This window comes from Yoonia vestfoldensis (assembly GCF_002158905.1).
GTDB lineage: Bacteria > Pseudomonadota > Alphaproteobacteria > Rhodobacterales > Rhodobacteraceae > Yoonia > Yoonia vestfoldensis_B.
Genome location: NZ_CP021431.1, coordinates 1699489 through 1722153, shown reverse-complemented (window position 1 = coordinate 1722153; position 22665 = coordinate 1699489). Strand labels below are relative to the sequence as shown.

Annotated in this window: 26 protein-coding genes; 17 read left to right on the top strand and 9 right to left on the bottom strand. The window is 63.6% G+C overall.

What is annotated here, in order from left to right:
• The first annotated feature begins 16 nt into the window (after positions 1–16).
• From LOKVESSMR4R_RS08480 to cysE, 14 genes are all read left to right on the top strand, one after another.
• Positions 17–1207, top strand: coding sequence for a phage major capsid protein (locus LOKVESSMR4R_RS08480; RefSeq protein ID WP_087207478.1), 1191 nt, complete (start codon positions 17–19; stop codon positions 1205–1207).
• A 156-nt stretch (positions 1208–1363) separates the two neighbouring features.
• Positions 1364–1957 carry a head-tail connector protein gene (locus LOKVESSMR4R_RS08475; protein WP_087207476.1) on the top strand — a complete coding sequence of 198 codons (594 nt, stop codon included), beginning with the start codon at positions 1364–1366 and terminating at the stop codon, positions 1955–1957.
• Positions 1954–2292 (top strand): head-tail adaptor protein, encoded by a 339-nt coding sequence (locus LOKVESSMR4R_RS08470; protein ID WP_087207474.1) that lies wholly within the window; start codon positions 1954–1956, stop codon positions 2290–2292. The genes LOKVESSMR4R_RS08475 and LOKVESSMR4R_RS08470 overlap by 4 nt, the downstream gene beginning before the upstream one ends.
• Positions 2289–2702 carry a DUF3168 domain-containing protein gene (locus tag LOKVESSMR4R_RS08465; RefSeq protein ID WP_087207472.1) on the top strand — a complete coding sequence of 138 codons (414 nt, stop codon included), beginning with the start codon at positions 2289–2291 and terminating at the stop codon, positions 2700–2702. Before LOKVESSMR4R_RS08470 ends, LOKVESSMR4R_RS08465 begins: the two co-directional genes overlap by 4 nt.
• Positions 2703–2727: 25 nt before the next feature.
• Positions 2728–3144: a phage major tail protein, TP901-1 family gene (locus tag LOKVESSMR4R_RS08460; protein ID WP_087207470.1), complete on the top strand. Its 417-nt coding sequence runs from the start codon at positions 2728–2730 to the stop codon at positions 3142–3144.
• On the top strand, positions 3144–3458 hold the full coding sequence (locus LOKVESSMR4R_RS08455; protein ID WP_087207468.1) for a gene transfer agent family protein: 315 nt from the start codon (positions 3144–3146) through the stop codon (positions 3456–3458). The genes LOKVESSMR4R_RS08460 and LOKVESSMR4R_RS08455 overlap by 1 nt, the downstream gene beginning before the upstream one ends.
• Positions 3455–3664, top strand: coding sequence for a rcc01693 family protein (locus LOKVESSMR4R_RS08450; protein WP_087207467.1), 210 nt, complete (start codon positions 3455–3457; stop codon positions 3662–3664). The genes LOKVESSMR4R_RS08455 and LOKVESSMR4R_RS08450 overlap by 4 nt, the downstream gene beginning before the upstream one ends.
• Positions 3651–4310 (top strand): phage tail tape measure protein, encoded by a 660-nt coding sequence (locus LOKVESSMR4R_RS08445; protein ID WP_087207465.1) that lies wholly within the window; start codon positions 3651–3653, stop codon positions 4308–4310. Before LOKVESSMR4R_RS08450 ends, LOKVESSMR4R_RS08445 begins: the two co-directional genes overlap by 14 nt.
• An 11-nt stretch (positions 4311–4321) precedes the next feature.
• Positions 4322–4951, top strand: coding sequence for a DUF2460 domain-containing protein (locus LOKVESSMR4R_RS08440; protein WP_087207463.1), 630 nt, complete (start codon positions 4322–4324; stop codon positions 4949–4951).
• Entirely contained in the window at positions 4948–5829 is an 882-nt protein-coding gene (locus LOKVESSMR4R_RS08435; protein ID WP_087207461.1) for a DUF2163 domain-containing protein, read from the top strand. The genes LOKVESSMR4R_RS08440 and LOKVESSMR4R_RS08435 overlap by 4 nt, the downstream gene beginning before the upstream one ends.
• Positions 5826–6260 (top strand): NlpC/P60 family protein, encoded by a 435-nt coding sequence (locus LOKVESSMR4R_RS08430; RefSeq protein ID WP_087207459.1) that lies wholly within the window; start codon positions 5826–5828, stop codon positions 6258–6260. Before LOKVESSMR4R_RS08435 ends, LOKVESSMR4R_RS08430 begins: the two co-directional genes overlap by 4 nt.
• A 1-nt stretch (position 6261) precedes the next feature.
• Positions 6262–10161 (top strand): baseplate multidomain protein megatron, encoded by a 3900-nt coding sequence (locus tag LOKVESSMR4R_RS08425; protein WP_087207457.1) that lies wholly within the window; start codon positions 6262–6264, stop codon positions 10159–10161.
• A complete protein-coding gene (locus LOKVESSMR4R_RS08420; protein ID WP_087207455.1) occupies positions 10158–10541 on the top strand; it encodes a hypothetical protein in 384 nt (127 codons plus the stop codon). Before LOKVESSMR4R_RS08425 ends, LOKVESSMR4R_RS08420 begins: the two co-directional genes overlap by 4 nt.
• The gene (cysE, locus tag LOKVESSMR4R_RS08415; RefSeq protein ID WP_087207453.1) at positions 10507–11316 is read left to right on the top strand and encodes a serine O-acetyltransferase; all 810 of its coding nucleotides are present in this window, start codon (positions 10507–10509) and stop codon (positions 11314–11316) included. The genes LOKVESSMR4R_RS08420 and cysE overlap by 35 nt, the downstream gene beginning before the upstream one ends.
• Before the next feature lie 87 nt (positions 11317–11403).
• On the opposite strand, the gene LOKVESSMR4R_RS08410 is transcribed toward cysE, so the two are convergent.
• The 6 genes from LOKVESSMR4R_RS08410 to LOKVESSMR4R_RS08385 form a co-directional block, all read right to left on the bottom strand.
• Positions 11404–12735 carry a pyruvate dehydrogenase complex dihydrolipoamide acetyltransferase gene (locus tag LOKVESSMR4R_RS08410; RefSeq protein ID WP_087207450.1) on the bottom strand — a complete coding sequence of 444 codons (1332 nt, stop codon included), beginning with the start codon at positions 12733–12735 and terminating at the stop codon, positions 11404–11406.
• A gap of 12 nt (positions 12736–12747) precedes the next feature.
• A complete protein-coding gene (locus LOKVESSMR4R_RS08405) occupies positions 12748–14136 on the bottom strand; it encodes a pyruvate dehydrogenase complex E1 component subunit beta (protein WP_087207448.1) in 1389 nt (462 codons plus the stop codon).
• Positions 14137–14139: 3 nt separating this feature from the next.
• Entirely contained in the window at positions 14140–15150 is a 1011-nt protein-coding gene (gene pdhA / locus LOKVESSMR4R_RS08400; protein WP_087212883.1) for a pyruvate dehydrogenase (acetyl-transferring) E1 component subunit alpha, read from the bottom strand.
• Positions 15151–15331: 181 nt separating this feature from the next.
• Positions 15332–15631, bottom strand: a complete 300-nt coding sequence (locus tag LOKVESSMR4R_RS08395) for an FtsB family cell division protein (RefSeq protein WP_204248746.1) — start codon at positions 15629–15631, stop codon at positions 15332–15334.
• 89 nt (positions 15632–15720) lie between these two features.
• Positions 15721–16650 carry a class I fructose-bisphosphate aldolase gene (locus LOKVESSMR4R_RS08390; RefSeq protein WP_087207446.1) on the bottom strand — a complete coding sequence of 310 codons (930 nt, stop codon included), beginning with the start codon at positions 16648–16650 and terminating at the stop codon, positions 15721–15723.
• A 149-nt stretch (positions 16651–16799) separates the two neighbouring features.
• Positions 16800–17975 (bottom strand): phosphoglycerate kinase, encoded by a 1176-nt coding sequence (locus LOKVESSMR4R_RS08385; RefSeq protein WP_087212877.1) that lies wholly within the window; start codon positions 17973–17975, stop codon positions 16800–16802.
• A gap of 129 nt (positions 17976–18104) precedes the next feature.
• Between LOKVESSMR4R_RS08385 and LOKVESSMR4R_RS08380 the strand changes: the two genes are divergently transcribed.
• Positions 18105–18611, top strand: coding sequence for a peptidylprolyl isomerase (locus tag LOKVESSMR4R_RS08380; RefSeq protein ID WP_087207444.1), 507 nt, complete (start codon positions 18105–18107; stop codon positions 18609–18611).
• The gene (locus LOKVESSMR4R_RS08375) at positions 18604–19149 is read left to right on the top strand and encodes a peptidylprolyl isomerase (protein WP_087207441.1); all 546 of its coding nucleotides are present in this window, start codon (positions 18604–18606) and stop codon (positions 19147–19149) included. The genes LOKVESSMR4R_RS08380 and LOKVESSMR4R_RS08375 overlap by 8 nt, the downstream gene beginning before the upstream one ends.
• A gap of 74 nt (positions 19150–19223) precedes the next feature.
• Here the strand turns inward: LOKVESSMR4R_RS08375 and LOKVESSMR4R_RS08370 are convergent, their stop codons facing one another.
• Positions 19224–20618, bottom strand: coding sequence for a protein adenylyltransferase SelO (locus LOKVESSMR4R_RS08370; RefSeq protein WP_087207438.1), 1395 nt, complete (start codon positions 20616–20618; stop codon positions 19224–19226).
• Positions 20615–21553, bottom strand: a complete 939-nt coding sequence (locus LOKVESSMR4R_RS08365) for a nucleoside hydrolase (RefSeq protein ID WP_087207436.1) — start codon at positions 21551–21553, stop codon at positions 20615–20617. The genes LOKVESSMR4R_RS08370 and LOKVESSMR4R_RS08365 overlap by 4 nt, the downstream gene beginning before the upstream one ends.
• A gap of 145 nt (positions 21554–21698) precedes the next feature.
• Here LOKVESSMR4R_RS08365 and LOKVESSMR4R_RS08360 point away from each other — a divergent pair, with 145 nt between their 5' ends.
• Complete coding sequence (locus tag LOKVESSMR4R_RS08360; protein ID WP_087207433.1) at positions 21699–21929, top strand: hypothetical protein; 231 nt, start codon at positions 21699–21701, stop codon at positions 21927–21929.
• A 146-nt stretch (positions 21930–22075) separates the two neighbouring features.
• Here LOKVESSMR4R_RS08360 and ilvN read toward each other — a convergent pair whose 3' ends face one another.
• On the bottom strand, positions 22076–22639 hold the full coding sequence (gene ilvN / locus LOKVESSMR4R_RS08355; RefSeq protein WP_087207430.1) for an acetolactate synthase small subunit: 564 nt from the start codon (positions 22637–22639) through the stop codon (positions 22076–22078).
• Between the last annotated feature and the right edge of the window lie 26 nt (positions 22640–22665).

Here is a 22665-nt window from a genome sequence, read left to right as displayed (position 1 = left end):
GTCAAAGGAAAACCCCATGACCACACCCGTGCCCACACCCGTGCCCAAGGCCCGGATCGCAGATGATCTGTCCGCGCCGGAACTGACCGATGCCATCGCCGGATTTCTGGCTGATTTCACCACTTTTACCAACGGCCTGCAGGCCAAACTTCAAAGACAGGATGACCGCATGAACAAGCTGGATCGCAAGACCATGATGAATGCCCGCAGTGCGCTGGCCACAGGGGCCACGCCCGAGGCGCCGCATCAGAAAGCCTTTGCCGCCTATCTGCGCTCGGGCGATGATGATGCCCTGCGCGGGCTGGATCTGGACGGCAAGGCGATGTCCTCGGCCATGGCGGCCGATGGGGGCTATCTGGTGGACCCGCAGACCGCCGAGACGATCAAGGGGACTTTGTCCTCGACCGCGTCCTTGCGGGCTGTGGCCAGCGTTGTGACGGTGGATGCCACATCCTATGATGTGCTGGTCGATCACAGCGAAATGGGCGCGGGCTGGGCCACGGAAACCGGCACTCTGACCGAAACCACCACGCCGCAGATCGACCGGATCAGCATTGCGCTGCATGAACTTTCGGCCTTGCCCAAGGCGTCGCAGCGTCTGCTGGATGACAGCGCCTTTGATATCGAAGGCTGGCTGGCAGGCCGGATCGCGGATAAATTCGCCCGCTCCGAGGCGGGGGCCTTTATCAATGGCGATGGTCTGGACAAGCCCAAGGGCATGCTGACCTATCCGCAGGTCGAAAACGAGATCTGGGAATGGGGCAATATCGGTTTCGTCTCTACGGGCGTTGCGGGCGGCATCCAATCGGGCGATCCGATTGTGGATCTGGTCTATGCTTTGGGGGCGGTCTACCGCGCCAATGCGACATTCGTGATGAATTCCAAGACCGCCGGCACGATCCGCAAGCTCAAAGACAATGACGGCCGGTTCTTGTGGTCGGACGGTCTGGCCGCGGGGGAACCTGCGCGGCTGATGGGCTATCCGGTGCTGGTCGCCGAGGATATGCCCGATATCGCTCCCGGGTCTGCCGCGATTGCCTTTGGTGATTTCGGGGCGGGCTATACCGTGGCCGAACGTCCCGATCTGCGCGTGCTGCGCGATCCGTTCTCGGCCAAGCCGCATGTGCTGTTTTATGCCACCAAGCGCGTGGGCGGTGCGGTCAGCGATTTCGCCGCGATCAAGCTGCTGAAATTCGCGGTCAGCTAAGCCTGACCCGATAGGGCGCGCGCGATCCTTTGCGCGTGGCCCGGCCCCCGGATGCAGGCCTGTCCTGCCATGTCTAGCAGCCCCCCCTTCCGTCGAGCATGGCGGGGCGGGTCTGTGTCCGGGACAGAAGTGCCATATGAATTTCGGAGCAAACCCATGATGTTAGTCGAAGAAACCCCGGTGTCAGACGCGGTCTTGCCGGTGGCGCAGTTGAAAGAATATCTGCGCCTTGCCACGGGCTTTGCCGATGATGCCGATCAGGACGGGCTGCTGTCGCGCCATCTGCGTGCTGCCATGGCCACGATCGAGGCGCGCATCGGCAAGATCCTGTTGGAACGTGATTTCAGCTGGACCCTGCGCGCCTGGCGCGATCCGCGGCGCCAGCTGCTGCCCGCAGCCCCCGTCGCTGCCATCACGCATGTGACCCAAGTGGCGCAGGATGGCCGCGAAACGCCGACCGATCCGGCCGCATGGGCGCTGGTCGCGGATGGGCCGCACCCCGCGCTGGTCGCCAGGGCCGGGCTGTTGCCCGCTGTGCCGCCGCATGGCGCGGTGCGGATCGGGCTGCTGGCAGGGTTCGGGCCGGAATGGTCGGACCTGCCCGCCGATCTGGCGCAGGCCAGCCTGATGCTGGCGGCGCATCATTACGATGCCCGCCATGATCTGGGCGGCGCGCATGGCCGGGTGCCTGCGGGGGTCACGGCGCTGATTGATCCTTACCGCGTGCTGCGATTGGGGGGGCGGGCATGAGCATTCCGCAGATGACCCGCGCGCTGGTGCTGGAACACCGTGTGCAGACCCCCGATGGTGCGGGTGGGTTCACCAGCGACTGGCAGGCGCTTGGCCGGGTCTGGGCCGCGATCAAACCCGGCACCGGGCGCGAGGCTGCGGCGCTGTCGGCCAGCCTGTCCCGCGTGCCTTACCAGATCATCCTGCGCGCCGCCCCCGATGGCGCGCCCTCGCGCCCGCAGCCCGGACAGCGCTTTCGCCAGGGCGCGCGGCTCTTTGCGATTGCCGCCGTGACCGAGGCCGATGCCAAGGGGCTTTACCTCGCTTGCACCGCGCATGAGGAGATCGCCACATGACCTATGCTGTCGCAGCCGCCCTGCAAACGGCGGTCTATACGCGCCTTGCCGCTGATGCGGCGCTGGCGGGGCTGGTGGGGGCCGCGATCTATGATGCGGTCCCCGCAGGGCCTTTGCCGCCGCTTTATGTGGTGCTGGGCACCGAGGATGTGCGCGATGCGTCCGACAAGACCGGCAATGGCGCCGATCACGCGCTGAACATCGATGTGCTGAGCGAGGCCGCCGGTTTCGCCAGCGCCAAGGCCGCTGCCGGTGCCGTTTGCGATGCGCTGCTGGATCTGCCGCTGGCCTTGTCGCGCGGCACGCTGGTCAGCCTGCGGTTTACCAAGGCCAAGGCGCTGCGCACCAGCAGCGGCAATATGCGCCAGATCACCCTGACCTTTCGCGCCCGCGTGGCCGATGACGACTAACCCCCGATCATAAAGGAGAGCCCCAATGGTGGCCCAGAACGGAAAAGACCTGCTGATCAAGATCGACATGACCGGCGATGGCCAGTTTGAAACCCTGGCGGGCCTGCGCGCGACGCGGATCAGCCTGAATGCGGAAACGGTGGATGTCACCAGCCTGGACAGCAGCGGTGGCTGGCGCGAATTGCTGGGCGGTGCGGGTGTGAAAACCGCCGCGATTTCCGGCGCGGGCGTGTTCAAGGATGACGATACCGATGAACGCGCGCGCCAGATTTTCTTTGGCGGGTTGATGCCGGATTTTCAGGTCATCATCCCCGGTTTCGGCACGTTGCAAGGCGCGTTCCAGATCACCGGCATTGAGTACGCCGGCAGCCATAACGGCGAGGCCAGCTATGAAATCGCGCTGGCCTCGGCGGGGGCTTTGCAATTCGTGGCGCTGATCTGATGGCCAATCCTTTCGCGGGTGAAGTGGCCGTCATCATCGGTGACAGCGTGATCGAGGCCAAGCTGACGCTGGGTGCGCTGGCCGAACTGGAAACCAGCCTGCAGGCCGGATCTTTGGTCGATCTGGTCGCACGGTTCGAAACCTGCGCCTTTTCCAGCCGCGATGTCATGGCGGTGATCGTGGCGGGCTTGCGCGGGGGTGGCTGGCGCGGGCAGGCGGATGATCTGCTGGCGGTGGATTTTCCGGGCGGGCCGATGGGGGCCGCGCAACTGGCCGCAACGCTGCTGGCGCGGGCTTTCACGGTGCCGCAATGACGCCGCTGGATTGGCCGGGGTTGATGCGCGCGGGGCTTTGCAATTTGCGCCTGTCGCCTGCCGCCTTTTGGGCGCTGACGCCTGCGGAATTGCACCTGATGCTGGGCGCGCAGGCGGGACCAGCGCCGATGACGCGCGCGGGGCTTGATGCGCTGGCGCGCGCCTTTCCCGATGATCCGAAAGGGGATGAAAATGACCGATCTTGACCGGCTGGATGCTTTTGACAGCGATATTTCCGCGCTGGAACGCAGCCTGGGCGATACCGCGGCCGTCACAGCCGCCTTTGAGGCGCAATTGCGCGGCACGCAAAGCGCGCTCCATGACACGACCCGCGATCTGGGCCATCTGGAACGGGGGTTTTCGCAGGGGCTGCGCCGCGCGCTCGATGGGCTGGTGCTGGATGGCAAAAGCCTGTCGGATGTCTTTGCCGGGCTGGGCCGGTCGATGTCGGGCACGGTCTATACCGCCGCGCTGAAACCGGTGACCGACCATTTCGGCGGCATGTTGGCGGGCGGGCTGAACAGCCTTGTGTCCGGCCTGATGCCCTTCGCCGATGGCGCGCCCTTTTCGCAAGGCCGCGTCATGCCTTTCGCCAAGGGTGGCATCGTGTCCAGCCCCACGACTTTCCCGATGCGCGGCGGCACCGGATTGATGGGCGAGGCGGGGCCAGAGGCGATCATGCCCTTGGCGCGCGGCCCCGACGGGCGGCTGGGTGTGCGCGGCGGCGCAGGCGGCGCGGTCAGCGTCACCATGCATATCACCACCCCCGATGTGCAGGGCTTTCAGCGCAGCCAGTCGCAGATCGCCCAGCAGATGGCGCGCGCCATGCAGCGCGGCCAGCGCAACAGCTAAGGACCAAAACGATGTTTCACGAGATCAGATTTCCCGCCAACCTGTCATTCGGCGCCAGTGGCGGGCCGGAACGGCGCACCGAGGTGGTCACCCTTGCCAATGGATATGAGGAACGCAACACCCCCTGGGCGCATGCGCGCAGGCGCTATGACGCGGGGCTGGGGCTGAGCGCGCTGGATGATCTGGCCACCCTGATCGCGTTTTTCGAGGCGCGTCAGGGCCAGTTGATCGGCTTTCGCTGGAAAGATTGGTCCGATTACAAATCCTGCCTGCCGTCGCAGGATATTGCGGGGCCGGACCAGTTGATCGGCTTGGGCGACGAGATCACGACGCAATTTCAGCTGTCCAAGACCTATCGGTCGGGCGAGACCAGCTATATCCGCCCGATCACCAAACCCGTCGCAGGCTCGATCCGCGTCAGTCGCGGGGGCGATCCGATGGTGGCGGGCGTGGATTACAGCGTCGATGTCACGACGGGCATCGTCACCTTTACCGATCCGCCCGATATCGGCGCGCAAATCAGGGCAGGCTTTGAATTTGACGTGCCGGTGCGCTTTGCCACCGATACGATCCGCACGTCGATGTCGCGCTTTCAGGCGGGCGAGGCCCCCGATGTGCCGGTGATCGAGGTGCGGATATGACCGCGCTGGCCGATCATCTGGCGGGCGGGGCGACGCAGACCTGCCATTGCTGGGCGGTGACGCGCCTTGACGGTGTGACCTTGGGCTTCACCGACCACGATCTGCCGCTGACCTTTGAGGGTATCCGCTTTGCACCGGAATCGGGGCTGTCGGCGCGGGCCTTGTCCAGCACCACGGGGCTGTCGGTGAATAATACCGATGCTTTGGGGGCTTTGTCCTCGGATGCGATATCCGAGGCCGATATCACCGCAGGCCGCTATGACGGGGCCGGGCTGCGCATCTGGCTTGTGCGCTGGGATGCGGTGGCCGCGCGCGCGCTGCAATTCGCAGGGACCTTGGGCGAGATCACCCGCGCCAAGGGCGGGTTTCAGGCCGAATTGCGCGGGCAGACAGAGCCGCTGAACCAGCCGCAGGGGCGCAGCTATCTGACGCAATGTTCCGCCGTGCTGGGCGATGCGCGCTGCCGCTTTGCGCTGGATGATCCGGCCTATCAGTTCAGCGCAAGGCCTGTCGCGGTGCAGGATAACCGCGTGTTCCGTTTTGCCGGGCAGGCCATGTTCAATGATGGCTGGTTCGAAGCGGGCCAGCTGCGGGTCATGACCGGTGCTGCCGCTGGCCTGTCGGCGGTGGTGAAATCCGACCGGCTGTTGGAGGGCGTGCGCGAGATTACGCTGTGGGACCCGATCCGTGCGGGCGTGGGGGGTGATGATCTGCTGCGCCTGACCGCTGGCTGCGACAAGGCCGCGCTGACCTGCCGCGTGAAATTTGCCAATCTGGCGAATTTTCAAGGCTTTCCCGATATTCCGGGCGATGATTGGCTGGTCGCCGTGCCGCGCAGCGACAGCAATCTGACCGGCCAAAGCCGGCGCAACCCATGACGCCCCCCGTGGTACTGGCCGCGCGGCGCTGGATCGGCACGCCCTATCTGCATCAAGGCGCCGCGCGCGGGATCGGCTGCGATTGTCTGGGGCTTTTGCGCGGGCTTTGGCGTGAATTGCACGGGGCAGAGCCGGAACAGGTTCCGGCCTACAGCCCCGATTGGTCCGAACCGCAGGGACAGGAATATCTGTGGCAGGCCGCCTTGCGCCATATGCCCCTTGCGACCGGTCCGCTGGCCGCGGGCGATGTGCTGCTGTTTCGGATGCGCGCAGGCGGGGTGGCCAAACATCTGGGGCTGGTCTCGGCCACGGGGGCGGCCCCGGCCTTTATCCATGCCTATAGCGGGCATGGCGTGGTTGAAAGCCCGCTGAGCACGCCTTGGGCGCGCCGGATCGCGGCGCGGTTTCTTTTTGCACAAAGGATCACCTGATATGGCAACGATTCTTCTTTCGGCGGCGGGTCTGGCGCTGGGTGGGTCCATCGGCGGCACCGTGATGGGCCTGTCGATGGCGGTCGCGGGACGTGCTGCGGGGGCGATGATAGGCGCGCGGATCGACCAACGCCTGATGGGCGCGGGCAGCCTGGCGGTAGAGACCGGCCGCATCGACCGGTTCCGCCTGACAGGGGCTGCCGAGGGCAGCGATATCGCGCAGGTTTACGGCCGTATGCGGGTGGGCGGGCAGGTGATCTGGGCCAGCCATTTCACCCAATCCAGCACCACGACCGGCGGCGGCAAAGGCGCGCCATCCGCGCCAAGGACCACCACCTATAGCTACCGTGTCAGCTTTGCCGTGGCTTTGTGCCAGGGGCCGATCAGCCGGGTCGGGCGGATCTGGGCCGATGGGGTGGAAATCGCGCCAGAGGATCTGAACCTGCGCATCTATACCGGCAGCGCCGATCAACAGCCCGACCCGCTGATGGAGGCGATCGAGGGCGCGGGCCATGTGCCGGCCTATCGTGGCACGGCCTATGTGCTTTGCGAGGATCTGGACCTGGGCGCCTATGGCAACCGCATCCCGCAGCTGACCTTCGAGGTGATCCGCGCAGAACTTGACAGCGGGTCTCAGGGTGGGCCGGAGCGCGGGCCGGAGGGCGGGCTGGCCGATGCGCTGCAAGGCGTGGCGCTGATCCCGGGAACGGGCGAATACGGGCTGGCGACGCGGCCTGTGTATCTGTCGCCCCGCTATGGCGCACAGGTGGCGGTGAATATGAATGCGCCGTCGGGCCAGAGTGATTACATCCATGCGATGGAGGCGCTGCAAGGCGATCTGCCCGCCTGCAAATCCCTGGTACTGGTGGTGTCCTGGTTTGGCGATGATCTGCGCTGTGGCGATTGCAGCCTGCTGCCCAAGGTCGAACAGAAGGATGTCGATGCACAGGCGATGCCATGGCGCGTGTCGGGCCTGACGCGCACGGCAGCGGCGCGCGTGGCCTTTGACGCAGGCGCGCCGGTCTATGGCGGCACGCCTGCGGATGCATCCGTGGTGCAGGCGATCGTGGACCAGCGCGCGCGCGGCATTGCCACGGTGTTTTATCCGTTCATCCTGATGGAACAGCTGGCGGGTAATACCTTGCCCGACCCGTGGACCGGCGAGATTGGCCAGCCCGCCTTGCCCTGGCGCGGGCGGATTACGGCGGCGGGCAACGGCACCGCGACAGCGCAGGCAGAGGTCGCGGCCTTCATGGGCGCAGCGCAACCTGCGCATTTCAGCGTCCAAGGCACGCGGGTCGATTACACCGGCCCCGCCAATGGCGGCTACCGGCGGTTCATTTTGCATTATGCGCATCTGTGTGCGGCGGCGGGCGGGGTCGATGCCTTTTGCATCGGGTCGGAAATGCGCGGGCTGACGCAGGTGCGCGGGGCGGATGGCAGTTTTCCCGCCGTGGCGGCCTTGCGCGCGCTGGCCGCTGATGTGCGCGCCATTCTGGGGCCGGATTGCAAGATCAGCTATGCCGCCGATTGGTCGGAATATCACGGATATCAGCCCGCAGGGACGCAGGACAAGATCTTTCACCTCGACCCGCTCTGGGCTGATCCGAATGTGGATTTCATCGGGATCGACAATTACATGCCGCTGGCCGATTGGCGCGATGGCGACAGCCATGCCGATGCCGCTGCAGGCGCGATCCATGATCTGGCCTATCTGCGTGGCAATATCGCGGGGGGGGAAGGCTATGACTGGTTCTATCCCACACCAGAGGCCCGCGATGCCCAACGCCGTGAACCCATCACCGATGGTCTGGGCGAGCCGTGGATCTGGCGCTATAAAGATCTGGTGAACTGGTGGGGCCAGCCGCATCATGACCGCCTGGGGGGTGTGCGCAGTGCCACCCCCACCGCATGGGTGCCGCAGTCCAAACCGGTCTGGTTTACCGAATATGGCTGTGCCGCCATCGACAAGGGCGCGAACCAGCCAAACAAGTTTCTGGATGCCAAATCATCGGAATCCGGTCTGCCGCATTATTCCAACGGCCAGCGCGATGATCTGATGCAGATGCAATATCTGCGCGCGATGACGCAGCATTATGCCGACCCTGCCAATAATCCCGTCTCGTCCGTCTATGGCGGGCCGATGGTCGATACAGGCCGGATGCATGTCTGGGCATGGGATGCGCGGCCCTATCCGTTCTTTCCGGCCAATCGCGGGCTTTGGGCGGATGCGGGCAATTATGCGCGCGGCCATTGGTTGAACGGGCGGGCCACCAACCTGCCGCTGGCGGCGGTTGTTGCGGCAATCTGTGATGCGGCGGGGATCGCGGCCTATGATGTGTCGCGGCTGTTCGGGGTTGTGCGCGGCTATGTGATCGACCGGATCGGCACTGGCCGGGCCGCCTTGCAGCCCTTGATGCTGGCCTATGGGTTTGACGCGGTCGAAACCGGCGGCCTGCTGGTCTTTCGCAATCGTAGGGCGCGGATCAGCGCGCAGCTGGGAATGGCCGATCTGGCGCTTGATCCCGAACAGGATCAGGCTTTTGCGCTGACCCGCGCGCCTGCCTCTGAAACCGCGCAGCGGGTGCAGGTGCTGCATCTGGATGCCGATGGCGATTACGCCCCCGCCGCCGCCGATGCCGCCCATGCCGATGCCACCAGCCTGGCCGTGGCGCATCACGAATTGCCCTTGGCGCTGACCCGCGCCGAAGGCCGCGATATCGCCACCCGCTGGCTGCAAGAGGCCCGCGTCGCGCGCGACAGCATCCGTTTCGCGCTGCCGCCCTCGCGCGCGCTGGGGGCGGGCGATGTAGTCAGCCTCGCGCTGCCGGATCATGCGGGGGATTACCGTATCGACCGGATCGAGGAATCCGGCCTGCAAGTGATCGAAGCCACGCGGATCAGCGCCAGCACCTACCAGCCCGGCCGGTCCGAGGATCAGCCCGCCGTGCTGCAACCCTTTGCCGCGCCCGTGCCGGTGGAATTGCTGTTTCTTGATCTGCCGCTGTTGCGCGGCGATGAAATCCCCCATGCGCCGCATCTGGCCATCGCGGGCGCACCCTGGCCCGGCTCTGTCGCTGTTTACAGCGCCGCACAGGACAGCGATTACGCTTTGCAGGACATCATCCGCGACCCGGCCGGCATGGGCGAGACGCTGACGCCTTTGGCGCGCGGGCGGGCAGGGCTCTGGGACCGGCAGGCGGGGTTTGATCTGCGGCTGATGCAGGGTGCGCTGGGCAGTGCCACGGCGCAGGCGGTGCTGGCGGGGGCCAATCTGCTGGCCATCGGCGATGGATCGCCCGACGCCTGGGAAGTGCTGCAATTCCGCGATGCCACGCCTTTGGGCGATCATGCCTTCCGGCTGCAGGGCCTGTTGCGTGGCCAGGCCGGCAGCCGCGGGATCATGCCGGACCTGTGGCCAGCGGGGGCGCGCATCGTGGTGCTGGATACGCGTGTCGATCAGCTGGTGCTGCCATCCTCGGCGCGCGGGCAGGACAGGCATTTCCGCTATGGGCCAGCCAAGCGGCCTTTGGGTGATCCCAGTTTTCGCTATGATGTGGCGGCTTTCAAGGGCAACGGGCTGCGCCCCTATCCGGTGGCGCATCTGCGCGCGCGTCAGGCTGTGGATGGGCTGCATCTGTCATGGATCCGCTGCAGCCGGATCGACGGCGATCTTTGGGGCGCGGGCGAGGTGCCCTTGGGCGAGGCGGTCGAGGCCTATCAGCTGCGCGTGATCCGTGACGGGATCATCCGGCGCAGCGTCAGTCTGGACGCGCCGCTGTGGCATTACCCCGCAAGCCTGATCGCGGCTGATCATGGCGGGGCGGCTTACCGTATCGAAGTGGCGCAAGTGTCGGACCGTTTCGGCCCCGGCCCCTTTACCGCGCGGATCATCGGATGAGGGGGTTGCAGCTGGCCGATCTGGAACTGGCGGCGCGGGCCATGCTGCTGCTGCCCGCCGCAGAGCGCGGTGCCGCGCTGGGCCGGGTGCTGCAGGCCGCAGGGCAGGCTGCCGCGCATCATGCGATCACCGGCAGCGCGCATCCTGTCCACGGCACCGGCACGCTGATGTCGGCGTTGGCGCGCCTGCCCATCGCGCCGCGCCCACCCGTGCTGACGCGCGATTACCTGCAATCTTTGGCCTTTGTGGCCATCACGATTTGTGATCTGGGCGATGACAGCTTTGATATTGGCGCAGCCCCCCTATCTGGGCTACAAAGAAGACCTTGCACAAAGGACCGATGCCATGCGCCAGCCCAAACCCGCCCTGACCGAGCTTGACCCCGTCTGGCACCGCATCCGCCAAGAGGCCGAGGATGCGATCATCTCTGAGCCGTTGATCGGCGGGATGGTCCATGCCGGCGTGCTGCATCATGCGACTTTCGCCGCAGCGCTTGGCTATCGGATTTCGCTGAAATTGGCCTCGGCGGAAATGTCCGAACAGATTTTGCGCGAAACCGCCAATGCCGCCTATGCCGCGGAACCGGCGCTGGCGCTGGCCGCGCGCGCCGATCTGGTGGCGATCTATGACCGCGATCCGGCCTGCCACCGGCTGATCCAGCCTTTGCTGTTTTTCAAGGGCTTTCAGGCGGTGCAGGCGTATCGGCTGGGCCATTACCTGTGGACCCAAGGGCGGCGCGACCTGGCCTATTTCATCCAGATGCGGGTCAGCGAGGTTTTTGGCGTCGATATCCACCCCGCCGCACGGATGGGCAAAGGCATCATGATCGATCATGCCCATTCGGTGGTGATCGGGGAAACCGCCGTTGTCGGTGACAATGTCTCGATGCTGCATTCGGTCACTTTGGGCGGCACCGGCAAGGAAGATGACGACCGCCATCCCAAGATCGGCAATGGTGTGCTGATCGGGGCAGGGGCCAAGGTTCTGGGCAATATCAAGGTCGGCCATTGCAGCCGGATCGCGGCAGGCTCTGTCGTGCTGGATGATGTGCCGCCGATGAAAACCGTGGCCGGTGTCCCCGCACGGATCGTGGGCGAGGCGGGCTGCGCCCAGCCCTCGGTGACGATGGATCACCTGTTCGATCACGACCACTAACTGGCGCGCCCCAAAATTCTTCGTCCGAAGAATTTTTCTTCAGCCCAAGATTTTTCGGACGAAAAATCTTGGGCCAGCGCTGGCCGGTCAGGCCAGCATCGTCAGCGGGTTTTCCAGATTATCCTTGATCGCCTGCAGCAGGATCGCGCCCAGGGCCCCGTCGATCACGCGGTGATCCACCGAGAGCGTGACAGACATGATCGTAGCGACCGCCAAGGCCCCGTCCTTGCCCACGATGGGCTTTTTGACGCCTGCGCCAACGGCCAGGATGGCGGCATGGGGCGGGTTGATGATCGCGTCAAAATTATCGACGCCGAACATGCCAAGGTTGGAAATCGCGAAACTGCCGCCCTGGTATTCCTGCGGCGCCAGCTTGCGGTCACGCGCGCGGCTGGCGAGGTCTTTCATCTCGGATGACAGCGCCGAGAGCGATTTCATCTCTGCATCGCGCAGCACCGGCGTGAACAGCCCGCCTTCGATGGCGACAGCCACGGCCACATCGGATTTGCTGAATTTCAGCGTCCGGTCGCCCGCCCAGACGGCATTGGCCTCGGGCACTTGTTGCAGCGCGAGCGCGCAGGCCTTGATGATGAAATCATTGACCGACAGTTTCACGCCGCGCCCGTCAAGCTGGGCGTTGATCTGGCCACGCAAGGCCATCAGCGCATCAAGATTGATATCGCGGCGCAGATAGAAATGCGGCACCGATTGTTTCGCTTCGGTCAGGCGGGCGGCGATGGTCTTGCGCATCCCGTCAAGCTTGACCTCCTCGAAGGGGCGGCCGTCATACATCTTGATGACAGCCTCGGTGCTGGGACCGCTGGCCATGGCGGCGGCTTTGGGGGCATCGGCCTTTGGCGCGGCTGCCGCGGCGGGTGTGGCCCCGGCTTTGGCGGATTCGACATCGGCTTTGACGATCCGGCCATGCGGGCCAGAGCCGGTCACATTTGCCAGATCGAGGCCTTTGTCCGCCGCGATGCGGCGGGCGAGGGGCGAGGCGAAGACGCGGGTGGTGTCTTTGGTGGGGGTGGGGGCGGCGGGTGTTGCTGCCTGAGGCCCCGGCGCGGGGGCCGGGGCGGGCGCGGGGGCCGGGGTGTGCGCGGGGGCCGGGGTGTTCTCTTTTGCGGGGGCCGCATCCCGGGCTTGAGCCGGGGCCTCGATATCATCGGCAGACTCGCCATCCTCCAGCAAGACCGCGATCACATCGTTGACTTTGACGCCTTCGGTGCCTTCGGCGATCATGATCTTGCCCATCACCCCTTCATCCACGGCCTCGAATTCCATCGTGGCCTTATCGGTCTCGATCTCGGCGAGGATATCGCCCGAGGAGACCTTGTCGCCTTCCTTGACATGCCATTTGGCCAGCGTGCCTTCCTCCATCGTCGGCGACAGGGCGGGCATCAGAATTTCTGTGGGCATCGCATCGTCTCCTTAGCGGTAGGTCACTTGCTTGCAGGCATCGACAACTTCATCGACGGTCAGCAAAGCGTGTTTTTCGAGGTTCGCAGCATAGGGCATCGGCACATCCTTGCCGGTGCAATTGATCACCGGCGCATCCAGATAGTCGAATGCCTGCTGCATGATGACAGAGCTGATATAGCCCCCGACGCTGCCCTGCGGCCAGCCTTCTTCGACGGTGACACAGCGGTTGGTCTTGCGCACAGAGGCAAGGATCGTCTCGGTATCCATCGGGCGCAGGCTGCGCAGGTTGATCACCTCGGCATTGATCCCGTCCTCGGCCAGCTTTTCGGCGGCTTGCAGCGCATAGGTCATGCCGATCCCGAAACTGACGATCGTGACATCATCGCCGCTGCGTTCGATCTTGGCCTTGCCGAAGGGAATGGTGAAATCATCCATAACAGGCACATCAAAGCTTTTGCCGTAAAGGATTTCATTTTCCAGAAAGATCACGGGGTTGGGGTCGCGGATCGCGGATTTCATCAGGCCTTTGGCATCAGCGGCCGAATAGGGCATCACGACCTTCAGACCGGGGATCTGCATATACCAGGCGGCGTAATCCTGGGAATGCTGCGCACCCACGCGGGCGGCGGCCCCATTGGGACCACGGAAGACCATGGGCGCGCCCATCTGGCCGCCCGACATGTAAAGCGTCTTGGCGGCGGAATTGATAATATGATCAATGGCCTGCATGGCGAAGTTGAATGTCATGAATTCGACGATGGGTTTCAGCCCGCCAAAGGCCGCACCTGTCGCGATCCCGGCAAAACCATGTTCGGTGATCGGCGTGTCGATCACGCGTTTGGCGCCGAATTCATCCAACAGACCTTGGCTGATCTTATAGGCGCCCTGATATTCGGCGACTTCCTCGCCCATCAGGAACACGTCGGGGTCGCGGCGCATTTCCTCGGCCATGGCGTCGCGCAAGGCTTCGCGCACGGTGGTGGGCTTGACTGCGACATCGTCGGGCCAATCGGGGGTGGCATCCGCAGCGGGGGCTGCGGGTTTGGCGGTGGCGGGGGATTTGGCGGGGGCGTCCTTGTCGGCGCGAGGCCCCGGCTCTTCGGCCGGGGTGTGTTCGGAGGCCGGGGCTTGATCCGGGATATCATCGGCGCTTTCACCTTCCTCGACCAGCACGGCGATCACATCATTGACCTTCACGCCTTCGGTGCCTTCGGCGACGATGATCTTGCCGATGATCCCTTCATCCACGGCCTCGAATTCCATCGTGGCCTTGTCGGTTTCGATCTCGGCCAAGATGTCACCCGAGGCGACTTTGTCGCCTTCCTTGACCAGCCATTTCGCCAAAGTGCCTTCTTCCATCGTGGGCGACAGGGCGGGCATCAGAATTTCGGTTGCCATGTCTCAAGCCTCCTGCGGGATTTCTGTGGCGTAGATATCGGTCCAAAGCTCGTCGAGATGCGGCTCGGGGCTTTCCTTGGAAAACTCGGCGGCGTCATTCACGATGGCCTTGATTTCCTTGTCGATGGCCTTGAGGTCATCATCGGTCGCATGTTTGCCGGTCAGCAGCATGTCGCGGACCTGTTCGATCGGATCGCGTTCATCGCGCATTTTCTGCACCTCGTCGCGGGTGCGGTATTTGGCGGGGTCCGACATCGAATGGCCGCGGTAGCGATAGGTCTTGACCTCTAGAATATATGGCCCTTTGCCCGCACGGCAGTGGGCGACGGCCCTTTCGCCTGCTTCTTTGACAGCCAGCACATTCATGCCATCGACTTCTTCGCCCTTGATGCCATAGGCGGCGCCGCGTTCCCACAGGCTGGGCGATTTGGTGGACCGCACGACCGAGGTGCCCATCGCATAGCCGTTGTTTTCGATCACGAAGATCACCGGCAGGTCCCACAATTGCGCCATGTTATAGGTTTCATAGACCTGGCCCTGATTGGCGGCCCCGTCGCCGAAATAGGCAAAGGTCACGCGGTCATTGCCTTTGTATTTATCCGAAAAGGCCAGACCCGCGCCCAAAGGCACCTGCGCGCCGACGATGCCATGGCCGCCGTAGAAATGTTTCTCTTTCGAGAACATATGCATGGATCCGCCCTTGCCCTTGGAAAAGCCGCCCTCGCGCCCGGTCAATTCGGCCATGATCCCCTTGGGGTCCATGCCGCAGGCCAGCATATGGCCATGGTCGCGGTAGGATGTGACGCGTTTGTCGCCCTCGTCGGCGGCGGCTTCCAGTCCGACGACGACGGCTTCTTGTCCGATGTAAAGGTGGCAGAAGCCGCCGATCAGGCCCATGCCGTAAAGCTGGCCTGCTTTTTCCTCGAACCGCCGGATCAGCAGCATTTCACGGTAATGGCCCAGCAATTCGTCGGCTGAGACATTGGATTTCGCGGCGGCCTGTTTTGGCGGCATGAGCATTCCTCCAGCGTTTTGGCATATAGTTTAGTATTAAACTATTTCTTATCGCATCCGGAACCGGATTGCCACCGTGAATATGACGCGGCGGCAGGGTGGCAGCTTTGCGCTTGGTGCAAGGCTGGCGGGCCGGCTGCGCCGGGCCTTCGGCGAGGATATTTATTCTCTGAAGATGGGATCAGCGGATCACGATTTCATCGGCGCGGATCAGGCCCAGCAGAGAGCGGGCCTGTTCATCGAGCAGGTCGAGATCAAGGAAATTATCCGACAGCCGCGTGGTCAGGTTTTCCATCCGCGCGACCTCGGCCTGCAGGCTGGCCAGTTCCAGGCGCAGGGCGGCGGCTTCGGCGCGCACTTCGACGCGTTTGAACAGGCCATTGTCGCCTTGCACGGCGGCAAAGGTGAAATAGAGACCCAGCACGATCATCCCGAGAAAATAGAGCGTCGCCCCAATGGCTGGCCGGTTGCGTCTGAACATCTGCGATCCTCTGCTGTCGCCTCTGGCGGGCGACTGCAGAAAGAATCGCATATTCGATTCGCAAAGGGAATCCCTAAAATGCGCTGTTTCTAGTCACGTCCGCGATAGATTTCGACCAGCCGCGCCAGCATGGCCAGCGCATCGGCGCGGTCGCGCTGGAAGGAATTGCGCCCGATGATCGAGCCATTGCCGCCCCCGTCACGGATCGCGCGCGCATCATCATAGACCGCGTCAGCGCCTTTGGCGGCACCGCCCGAAAACACGGTGATCCGCCGCCCGTTGAAGGCGGATTGCATGCAATGGCGCACGCGCGCGGCCTGGGTGGCGATGTCGATGCCCTTGTCTTGATAGACTTTCTTTGCCTCGGGCAGCGACAGATGATCGGTGGACAGTTTGATCTTGATGATATGCGCCCCCAGCAGCGCCGCGATCTGGGCGGCATAGGCGGCGATATCGATGGCGGTTTCGCCGTCCTTGTCCAGCGCCTCGCCGCGCGGATAGGACCAGATCACCGTGGCGATGCCTTTGGCGGCGGCTTCGCGGCGCATTTCGGCGATATCACCGAACATGTCCAGCGCGGCCGAAGACCCCGGATAGATCGTGAAACCGATGGCTGAACAGCCCAGCCGCAGCGCGTCATCGACCGATGCGGTGATGGCCTGGGTTTTGGGCGCGGCCTCGGGGATCAGCGCATTGGCGGAATTGACCTTGAGGATCGTGGGGATCTGTCCTGCGAAAGTATCGGCCCCAGCCTCGATCATGCCCAAAGGTGCGGCAAAGGCATTCAGCCCGGCATCAATCGCCAGCTGGTAATGATATTGCGGATCATAGGCGGCCGGATTGGGCGCAAAGCTGCGCGCAGGCCCGTGTTCGAACCCCTGATCGACGGGCAGGATGATCATCTTGCCGGTGCCGCCCAGCTTGCCGGTCATCAGCATCCGGGCGAGATTGGCTTTGACGCCGGGGGTTTCGCCTTCGTAATGGCCGAGGATTTTCTGGACGTTGCGGGTGGTTTTCATGAGCTTGGCCCTTTTGGCAGCGGAAATTACGCAAGGGTTAGGACGCCGCGCCGCAGGTTGCAAATATGTTAGCGCGAACGGTGGCGAAGTTATCGCAAACCTGCGGCGGGCGGGCGGATCTATGCCGGATTGTCGGGGATCGCCCCGATCTAGCCGAGGGCGGCGACGCCGGGCAGAATCTTGCCTTCCATCCATTCCAGAAAGGCCCCGCCCGCGCCCGAGATATAGGTGAAATCATCGGCCACGCCTGCCTGGTTCAGCGCGGCGACCGTATCACCGCCGCCTGCCACGGAAATCAGCGCCCCCGCCTTGGACAGGGCCGCGGCCTTGGCGGCGGCGGCATTGGTGGCCGCGTCGAAAGGTGCGATCTCGAAGGCCCCCAGCGGGCCGTTCCAGACCAGCGTTTTGGCGCGCTCCAGCACCTCGGCGATATAGGCGACCGTTGCGGGGCCGGCGTCGAGGATCATCGCATCATCGGGGCAGGCGTCAGGGGGCAGGGTTTCGCTTGCCGCACCCGCCTTGAATTCCCGCGCCACAACGATGTCGCGCGGCAGGATGATCTCGCAGCCTGCGGCCTGCGCCTTGGCCAGAATATCGCGGGCGGTCTCGGCCAGATCATGTTCGCAAAGCGATTTGCCGACATTGATGCCTTGGGCGGCAAGGAAGGTATTGGCCATGCCGCCGCCGATCACCAGATGATCGACGCGGCCCACCAGATTGCCCAAAAGGTCCAGCTTGGTGGATACTTTTGCGCCACCAACGACGGCCACGACAGGGCGGGCCGGATTGCCAAGGGCGGCGTCCAGCGCGCCCAATTCTTCTTCCATCAAGCGGCCCGCGCAGGACGGCAGCAGATGGGCAATGGCCTCGGTGCTGGCATGGGCGCGGTGGGCGGCGGAAAAGGCGTCATTGACATAGATATCCCCAAGGCTGGCCAGCCGCGCGGCAAAGGCGGCATCATTGCTTTCCTCGCCGGGATGAAAGCGCAGGTTTTCCAAAAGCAGAACCTCTTCATCTTCCATCTCATCCACGGCCTCGGCATAATTGGAACTGACGAAAGTCACGGTCAGCCCCAGCACATCGGCCACCGTGCCTGCGATATGTTCCAGCGACATTTCCGGCACCACGCGGCCCTTGGGCCGGTCGAAATGCGCCAGCAAGATGACCTTGCCGCCCATGGCATGGATATCATCCACGGTGGGGATGATCCGTTCGATCCGGCTGGTATCGGTCACGACATTATTTTCCACCGGCACATTGATATCCACACGCACCAGCGCGCGCTTGCCTGCGAAATCCATGTCGTCGAGTGTTTTCCAGCCCATCTTACCATTCCTTTGGGGTTGCTTGGCGCTTTGTTGCGGCAATGACGTGCCCGCGTCAACCACGCCACCTTGGCATTTGCACGCATCCGCCATATGTCCAAGCCCAATCATTCATGAAGGAGCCTCCGAATGCCCGAGATCAAAGACCCCGAAAACACCATCATCATGACGCTCAAGGATGGTGATGTGATCATCCAGCTTTTGCCCGATGTCGCCCCCGGCCATGTCGCGCGGATGAAGGAACTGGCCCGCGCCGGGGCCTATGACAATGTCTGTTTCCACCGCGTGATCGACGGGTTCATGGCGCAGACGGGCGATGTGGCCAATGGCAATATGGAAAAGGATTTCAACATCCGCCGCGCGGGCACAGGCGGGTCGGATATGCCTGATCTGAAGGCTGAATTTTCCAAGATCCCCCATGCGCGCGGGTCTATCGGTGCGGCACGCTCGTCCAACCCCGACAGCGCCAACAGCCAGTTTTTCATCAATTTCAAGGATAATGATTTCCTGAACGGGCAATATACCGTTTACGGCCAGGTCATTTCGGGCATGGATCATGTCGATGCGATCACCCGTGGCGAGCCCCCGATGAACCCTGACCGCATGATCAGCGTCAAGGTGGCTGCCGATGTATAAGCCTTTGATCGCACTGGCCTTGCTGGCCGGTCCCGCCTTTGGTGCCGGTCTGGAAATCGACATCGCGGGCGAGGCGAATGGCACCATCACGATCGATCTGTTCGAGGATGTGGCCCCGCTGCACACCGCCCAGATCACCGCGATCGCGGCGCAGGGTGGTTATGACAATGTGGTCTTTCACCGGGTGATCGACGGGTTCATGGCCCAGACGGGCGATGTGGAAAACGGCGTGCTGGGCAGCGATTTGTCGCGCGCGGGCATGGGCGGGTCCGATCTGGGCAATATTCCCGCCGAGTTTTCCGATCTGCCGTTTGAACGCGGTGTTGTCGGCATGGCCCGGTCGCAGAACCCCAATTCGGCCAATAGCCAGTTTTTTATCATGTTCGAGCCGGGCTATTTCCTGAATGGCCAATATACGGTCGTGGGTGAAGTCACCGCCGGCATGGAGATCGTCGATGCGATCAAACGCGGCACCGGTGCCAATGGCGCGGTGATCGGCCAGCCTGATGTGATGGCTGCCGTGCGGGTGACCGAGTAAACAACGCCGAGGCCCCGGATCAAGTCCGGGGCGTGGTGCCAGACGCCCCGGACCTGATCCGGGGCCTCCCCCCCTCATGTCCCGCAAAACGTCCGCGTGACCCGTTCATAGCTTTTGGGTGGCCGTGAAAAGACGGCATGGTCCTGGTAAGGCTGGGTCACCGCCGCCAGCAGCGCCTCGAATGGCGCGAAATCGTCGGCAACGCCTGCGCTGATCACGGCCTCGACCTGGTGGTTGCGCGCGATCACCCGCGGATTGGCCTGCGCCATCATCTGCGCGGCATCACCCGCCTGCCGCGCCCGCCAGCGCGCGGCCCAAGCGTCAAAGCCCGCGCGATCCATGAACTGATCGCGCCCCTGATCATCCGATAGCGCCGCAAAGGTCGCGGTGAAATCCGCGCCATCCTGCGCCATCAGGTTCAACAGATCGGTGACCAGGGCTGCATCCTCTGGCGTGGGATCGGCAATCCCCAGCTTGGCCGCAAATTCCTGCAACCAGGCCTGCGCATAGATCGGCGCAAAACCATGCACGGCGGCGGTGAAATCCTGCACCGCGCGGTCGCGGTCGGGCATCAGCGGGATCAGCGCGGTGGCAAATTGCGCCATGTTCCAGGCCCCGATCTGCGGCTGGTTGCCATAGGCATAGCGGCCATGCTGGTCGATGGCACTAAAGACCGCGCCATGGTCGAAATCATCGATAAAGGCGCAGGGGCCATAATCAATCGTCTCGCCCGCGATGCTGACATTATCGGTATTCATCACCCCGTGGATAAACCCCAGCCCCATCCAGCGCGCGATCAGGCGGGCATAGCGCGCGATCACCGCATCCAGCAGCGCCGCAGGCCCATCCGCCTGCGGGTAATGGCGCGCGATGACATGATCGGTCAGGGCGCGCAGGGCGGCGATATCCTTGCGCGCGGCGAAGAACTGAAAGGTGCCGACACGGATATGGCTTTGTGCCACACGCGTGATGACAGCGCCGGGCAAGCGTGTCTCGCGGTAGACATCCTCGCCGGTGGTGACAGCGGCCAGCGCGCGGGTGGTGGGCACGCCGAGCGCTGCCATCGCCTCTGACAGCAGATATTCGCGCATCACCGGACCCAGCCAGGCACGGCCATCGCCTGATCGCGAATAGGGGGTGGGTCCCGCGCCTTTGAGCTGGATATCGCGGCGGATGCCGTCGCGGCCCAGAACCTCGCCCAGCAGGATGGCGCGGCCATCGCCCAGCTGCGGGTTCCAATGGCCAAACTGATGCCCGGCATAGACGGTCGCAATCGGGCTGGCCCCTGCGGGGATGTGATTGCCCGCGAATACCTGTGCCGCATCCGGCGCCTGCAGATCGATCCCCAGCAGTGCCGCCAATGCGTCATTACGCGCAAAGATCGCGGGCGCGGCCACAGGCGTCGGCAGCTGCGGCGTGAACATCTGCGCGGGCAGGGCGGCATAGCTGTTGTCAAAGGCGATCTTCATAGGCGGGCAAGTCTTTCGGCCAGCAAGGCATAGAATCTTTCGGCATCAATATCGCCGATGAACAGCGCGTTTTTCGGGCGGTCGGTGACGCCCCACCAATCGGCCACCGTCATGCCAAGGGTCAGATCCGACCCTGTCTCGATCTCGACATTGATCAAACGGCCGCTGAACAGGCTGGGGTCGATCAGATAGGCCACGGTGCAGGGGTCATGCAAGGGCGCGCCTTCGGATCCGTATTTTTCCATGTCGAACCGCTCGAAGAAATCGGTCCAGGCCGCGACCATATCGCCGACCTTGCTGCCCATGGCGCGAAAGGCCGCGATCCGCGCCTTGGTGGTCAGCGCCTTATGGGTGACATCAAGCGGCATGACCACCAAAGGCACGCCCGCATCGAACACGATCTTGGCGGCTTCGGGATCGACATAGATATTGAATTCGGCGGCAGGCGTGATGTTGCCCACCTCGAAATAAGCGCCGCCCATCAGCACGATCTCCTGCACGCGCGGAATGATATCGGGCGCGCGCTGGAATGCCGTGGCGATATTGGTCAAGGGGCCGACAGGGACCAGCGTGACGCTGCCCGCAGGCTCTGCACGCAAGGTCTCGATGATGAAATCGACGGCATGCTGGTCCTGCAAGGGCATGGTCGGGTCCGCCATCTGCGGGCCGTCCAGACCGGTCTTGCCATGCACATGTTCGGCCGTGACCAAAGCCCGCGCCAAAGGGGCATCGCAGCCGGCAAAGACCTTGATATCGGGCCGCCCGGCCAATTCGCAAACGATCCGCGCGTTCTTCTCGGTCAGCGCCAGCGGCACATTGCCCGCAACGGCGGTGATCCCCAGAACCGCGATCTCGGGCGAGGCGAGGGCCAGCAGGATGGCCACGGCATCATCCTGTCCGGGGTCTGTGTCGATGATGATCTTGCGCGGTGTCATGCGGCATTCCTTGCTTGTCCTGGCCCAACTTGTCCTCTGCGCGCCCCAAGAACAAGAGGCCGCGCAGATGTGATCGGCCAAGACTGGTATTCGCGGCGCAAAATGCCCAGATAGGCCATAGCACCAAAGCTGCCGGAGACGATAAATGAAGATATCCCCGCTTTTCCCCGCTGCCCTGCTGTTGGGCCTGCCCGCTTTCGCGCAATCGACGGCGATTGATATCAATGGCGACGGGCAATACAGCTTTCCCGAAATCCAGGCCGCCGCGCCCGATATCACGCAAGAGAGTTTCGCAGCCCTTGACCGCAATGGCGATGGCTTGCTGGACAGTGCGGAAATCGCCGCTGGCGAAGCGGCGGGCATCTTGCCGCGCTAAAGGGCGTCACATCCCTGGCGGGATGTTCGCAGCGCGCCGCGCGGGAGTATTTTTGGAAAAAAGAAGTCGCAAGAGGCGCTGATCCGCAGCTTCTTTTTTCTATAAATACTCCCGCCGGAGGCGTCAGTCGCGCGCAGCGCGGCGGATCAGACAGCGCCCCGCGACAAGGCGGCGACACCGGTGCGGGCCACCTCTTGCAGGCCCAGCGGGCGCATCAGATCGGCGAAAGCGTCGATCTTTTCGGGCGTGCCGGTGATTTCGAACACGAAGGATTCCAGCGTGCTATCCACCACATTGGCGCGGAAGATATCGGCAAGGCGCAAAGCCTCGACCCTTTGGTCGCCTTTGCCTGCGACTTTGAACAGCCCCAATTCGCGTTCCACGCTTGGGCCTTCGACGGTCAGGTCATTGACCTTATGCACATCGATGATCCGGCCGAGCTGAGCCTTGATCTGGATGATGATCTGCGGCGTGCCGGTGGTGACGATGGTGATGCGGCTGCGGTGGCCCTGATGGTCCACCTCGGCCACGGTCAGGCTTTCGATATTATAGCCGCGCCCGGCAAAGAGCCCGATGACCCGCGCCAGCACGCCGGGTTCGTTTTCGACCAGCACGGCCAAAGTATGCCGTTCCACCGTGTCGGAATAGCTGGGCCGCAGGTCATAGGCGGAATGGCTGGTCGAGCCTTTTTTGATTTTCAGCGGTGACATGATCTGTCCCTTATCCTTGAATTGAA

What these genes read in the sequence shown, in the direction of transcription:
- LOKVESSMR4R_RS08480 (WP_087207478.1), top strand. Translation starts at nt 17, where the DNA reads ATGACCACACCCGTGCCCACACCCGTGCCCAAGGCCCGGATCGCAGAT.
- LOKVESSMR4R_RS08475 (WP_087207476.1), top strand. Translation starts at nt 1,364, where the DNA reads ATGATGTTAGTCGAAGAAACCCCGGTGTCAGACGCGGTCTTGCCGGTG.
- LOKVESSMR4R_RS08470 (WP_087207474.1), top strand. Translation starts at nt 1,954, where the DNA reads ATGAGCATTCCGCAGATGACCCGCGCGCTGGTGCTGGAACACCGTGTG.
- LOKVESSMR4R_RS08465 (WP_087207472.1), top strand. Translation starts at nt 2,289, where the DNA reads ATGACCTATGCTGTCGCAGCCGCCCTGCAAACGGCGGTCTATACGCGC.
- LOKVESSMR4R_RS08460 (WP_087207470.1), top strand. Translation starts at nt 2,728, where the DNA reads ATGGTGGCCCAGAACGGAAAAGACCTGCTGATCAAGATCGACATGACC.
- LOKVESSMR4R_RS08455 (WP_087207468.1), top strand. Translation starts at nt 3,144, where the DNA reads ATGGCCAATCCTTTCGCGGGTGAAGTGGCCGTCATCATCGGTGACAGC.
- LOKVESSMR4R_RS08450 (WP_087207467.1), top strand. Translation starts at nt 3,455, where the DNA reads ATGACGCCGCTGGATTGGCCGGGGTTGATGCGCGCGGGGCTTTGCAAT.
- LOKVESSMR4R_RS08445 (WP_087207465.1), top strand. Translation starts at nt 3,651, where the DNA reads ATGACCGATCTTGACCGGCTGGATGCTTTTGACAGCGATATTTCCGCG.
- LOKVESSMR4R_RS08440 (WP_087207463.1), top strand. Translation starts at nt 4,322, where the DNA reads ATGTTTCACGAGATCAGATTTCCCGCCAACCTGTCATTCGGCGCCAGT.
- LOKVESSMR4R_RS08435 (WP_087207461.1), top strand. Translation starts at nt 4,948, where the DNA reads ATGACCGCGCTGGCCGATCATCTGGCGGGCGGGGCGACGCAGACCTGC.
- LOKVESSMR4R_RS08430 (WP_087207459.1), top strand. Translation starts at nt 5,826, where the DNA reads ATGACGCCCCCCGTGGTACTGGCCGCGCGGCGCTGGATCGGCACGCCC.
- LOKVESSMR4R_RS08425 (WP_087207457.1), top strand. Translation starts at nt 6,262, where the DNA reads ATGGCAACGATTCTTCTTTCGGCGGCGGGTCTGGCGCTGGGTGGGTCC.
- LOKVESSMR4R_RS08420 (WP_087207455.1), top strand. Translation starts at nt 10,158, where the DNA reads ATGAGGGGGTTGCAGCTGGCCGATCTGGAACTGGCGGCGCGGGCCATG.
- cysE (WP_087207453.1), top strand. Translation starts at nt 10,507, where the DNA reads ATGCGCCAGCCCAAACCCGCCCTGACCGAGCTTGACCCCGTCTGGCAC.
- LOKVESSMR4R_RS08410 (WP_087207450.1), bottom strand. Translation starts at nt 12,735, where the DNA reads ATGCCCACAGAAATTCTGATGCCCGCCCTGTCGCCGACGATGGAGGAA.
- LOKVESSMR4R_RS08405 (WP_087207448.1), bottom strand. Translation starts at nt 14,136, where the DNA reads ATGGCAACCGAAATTCTGATGCCCGCCCTGTCGCCCACGATGGAAGAA.
- pdhA (WP_087212883.1), bottom strand. Translation starts at nt 15,150, where the DNA reads ATGCCGCCAAAACAGGCCGCCGCGAAATCCAATGTCTCAGCCGACGAA.
- LOKVESSMR4R_RS08395 (WP_204248746.1), bottom strand. Translation starts at nt 15,631, where the DNA reads ATGTTCAGACGCAACCGGCCAGCCATTGGGGCGACGCTCTATTTTCTC.
- LOKVESSMR4R_RS08390 (WP_087207446.1), bottom strand. Translation starts at nt 16,650, where the DNA reads ATGAAAACCACCCGCAACGTCCAGAAAATCCTCGGCCATTACGAAGGC.
- LOKVESSMR4R_RS08385 (WP_087212877.1), bottom strand. Translation starts at nt 17,975, where the DNA reads ATGGGCTGGAAAACACTCGACGACATGGATTTCGCAGGCAAGCGCGCG.
- LOKVESSMR4R_RS08380 (WP_087207444.1), top strand. Translation starts at nt 18,105, where the DNA reads ATGCCCGAGATCAAAGACCCCGAAAACACCATCATCATGACGCTCAAG.
- LOKVESSMR4R_RS08375 (WP_087207441.1), top strand. Translation starts at nt 18,604, where the DNA reads ATGTATAAGCCTTTGATCGCACTGGCCTTGCTGGCCGGTCCCGCCTTT.
- LOKVESSMR4R_RS08370 (WP_087207438.1), bottom strand. Translation starts at nt 20,618, where the DNA reads ATGAAGATCGCCTTTGACAACAGCTATGCCGCCCTGCCCGCGCAGATG.
- LOKVESSMR4R_RS08365 (WP_087207436.1), bottom strand. Translation starts at nt 21,553, where the DNA reads ATGACACCGCGCAAGATCATCATCGACACAGACCCCGGACAGGATGAT.
- LOKVESSMR4R_RS08360 (WP_087207433.1), top strand. Translation starts at nt 21,699, where the DNA reads ATGAAGATATCCCCGCTTTTCCCCGCTGCCCTGCTGTTGGGCCTGCCC.
- ilvN (WP_087207430.1), bottom strand. Translation starts at nt 22,639, where the DNA reads ATGTCACCGCTGAAAATCAAAAAAGGCTCGACCAGCCATTCCGCCTAT.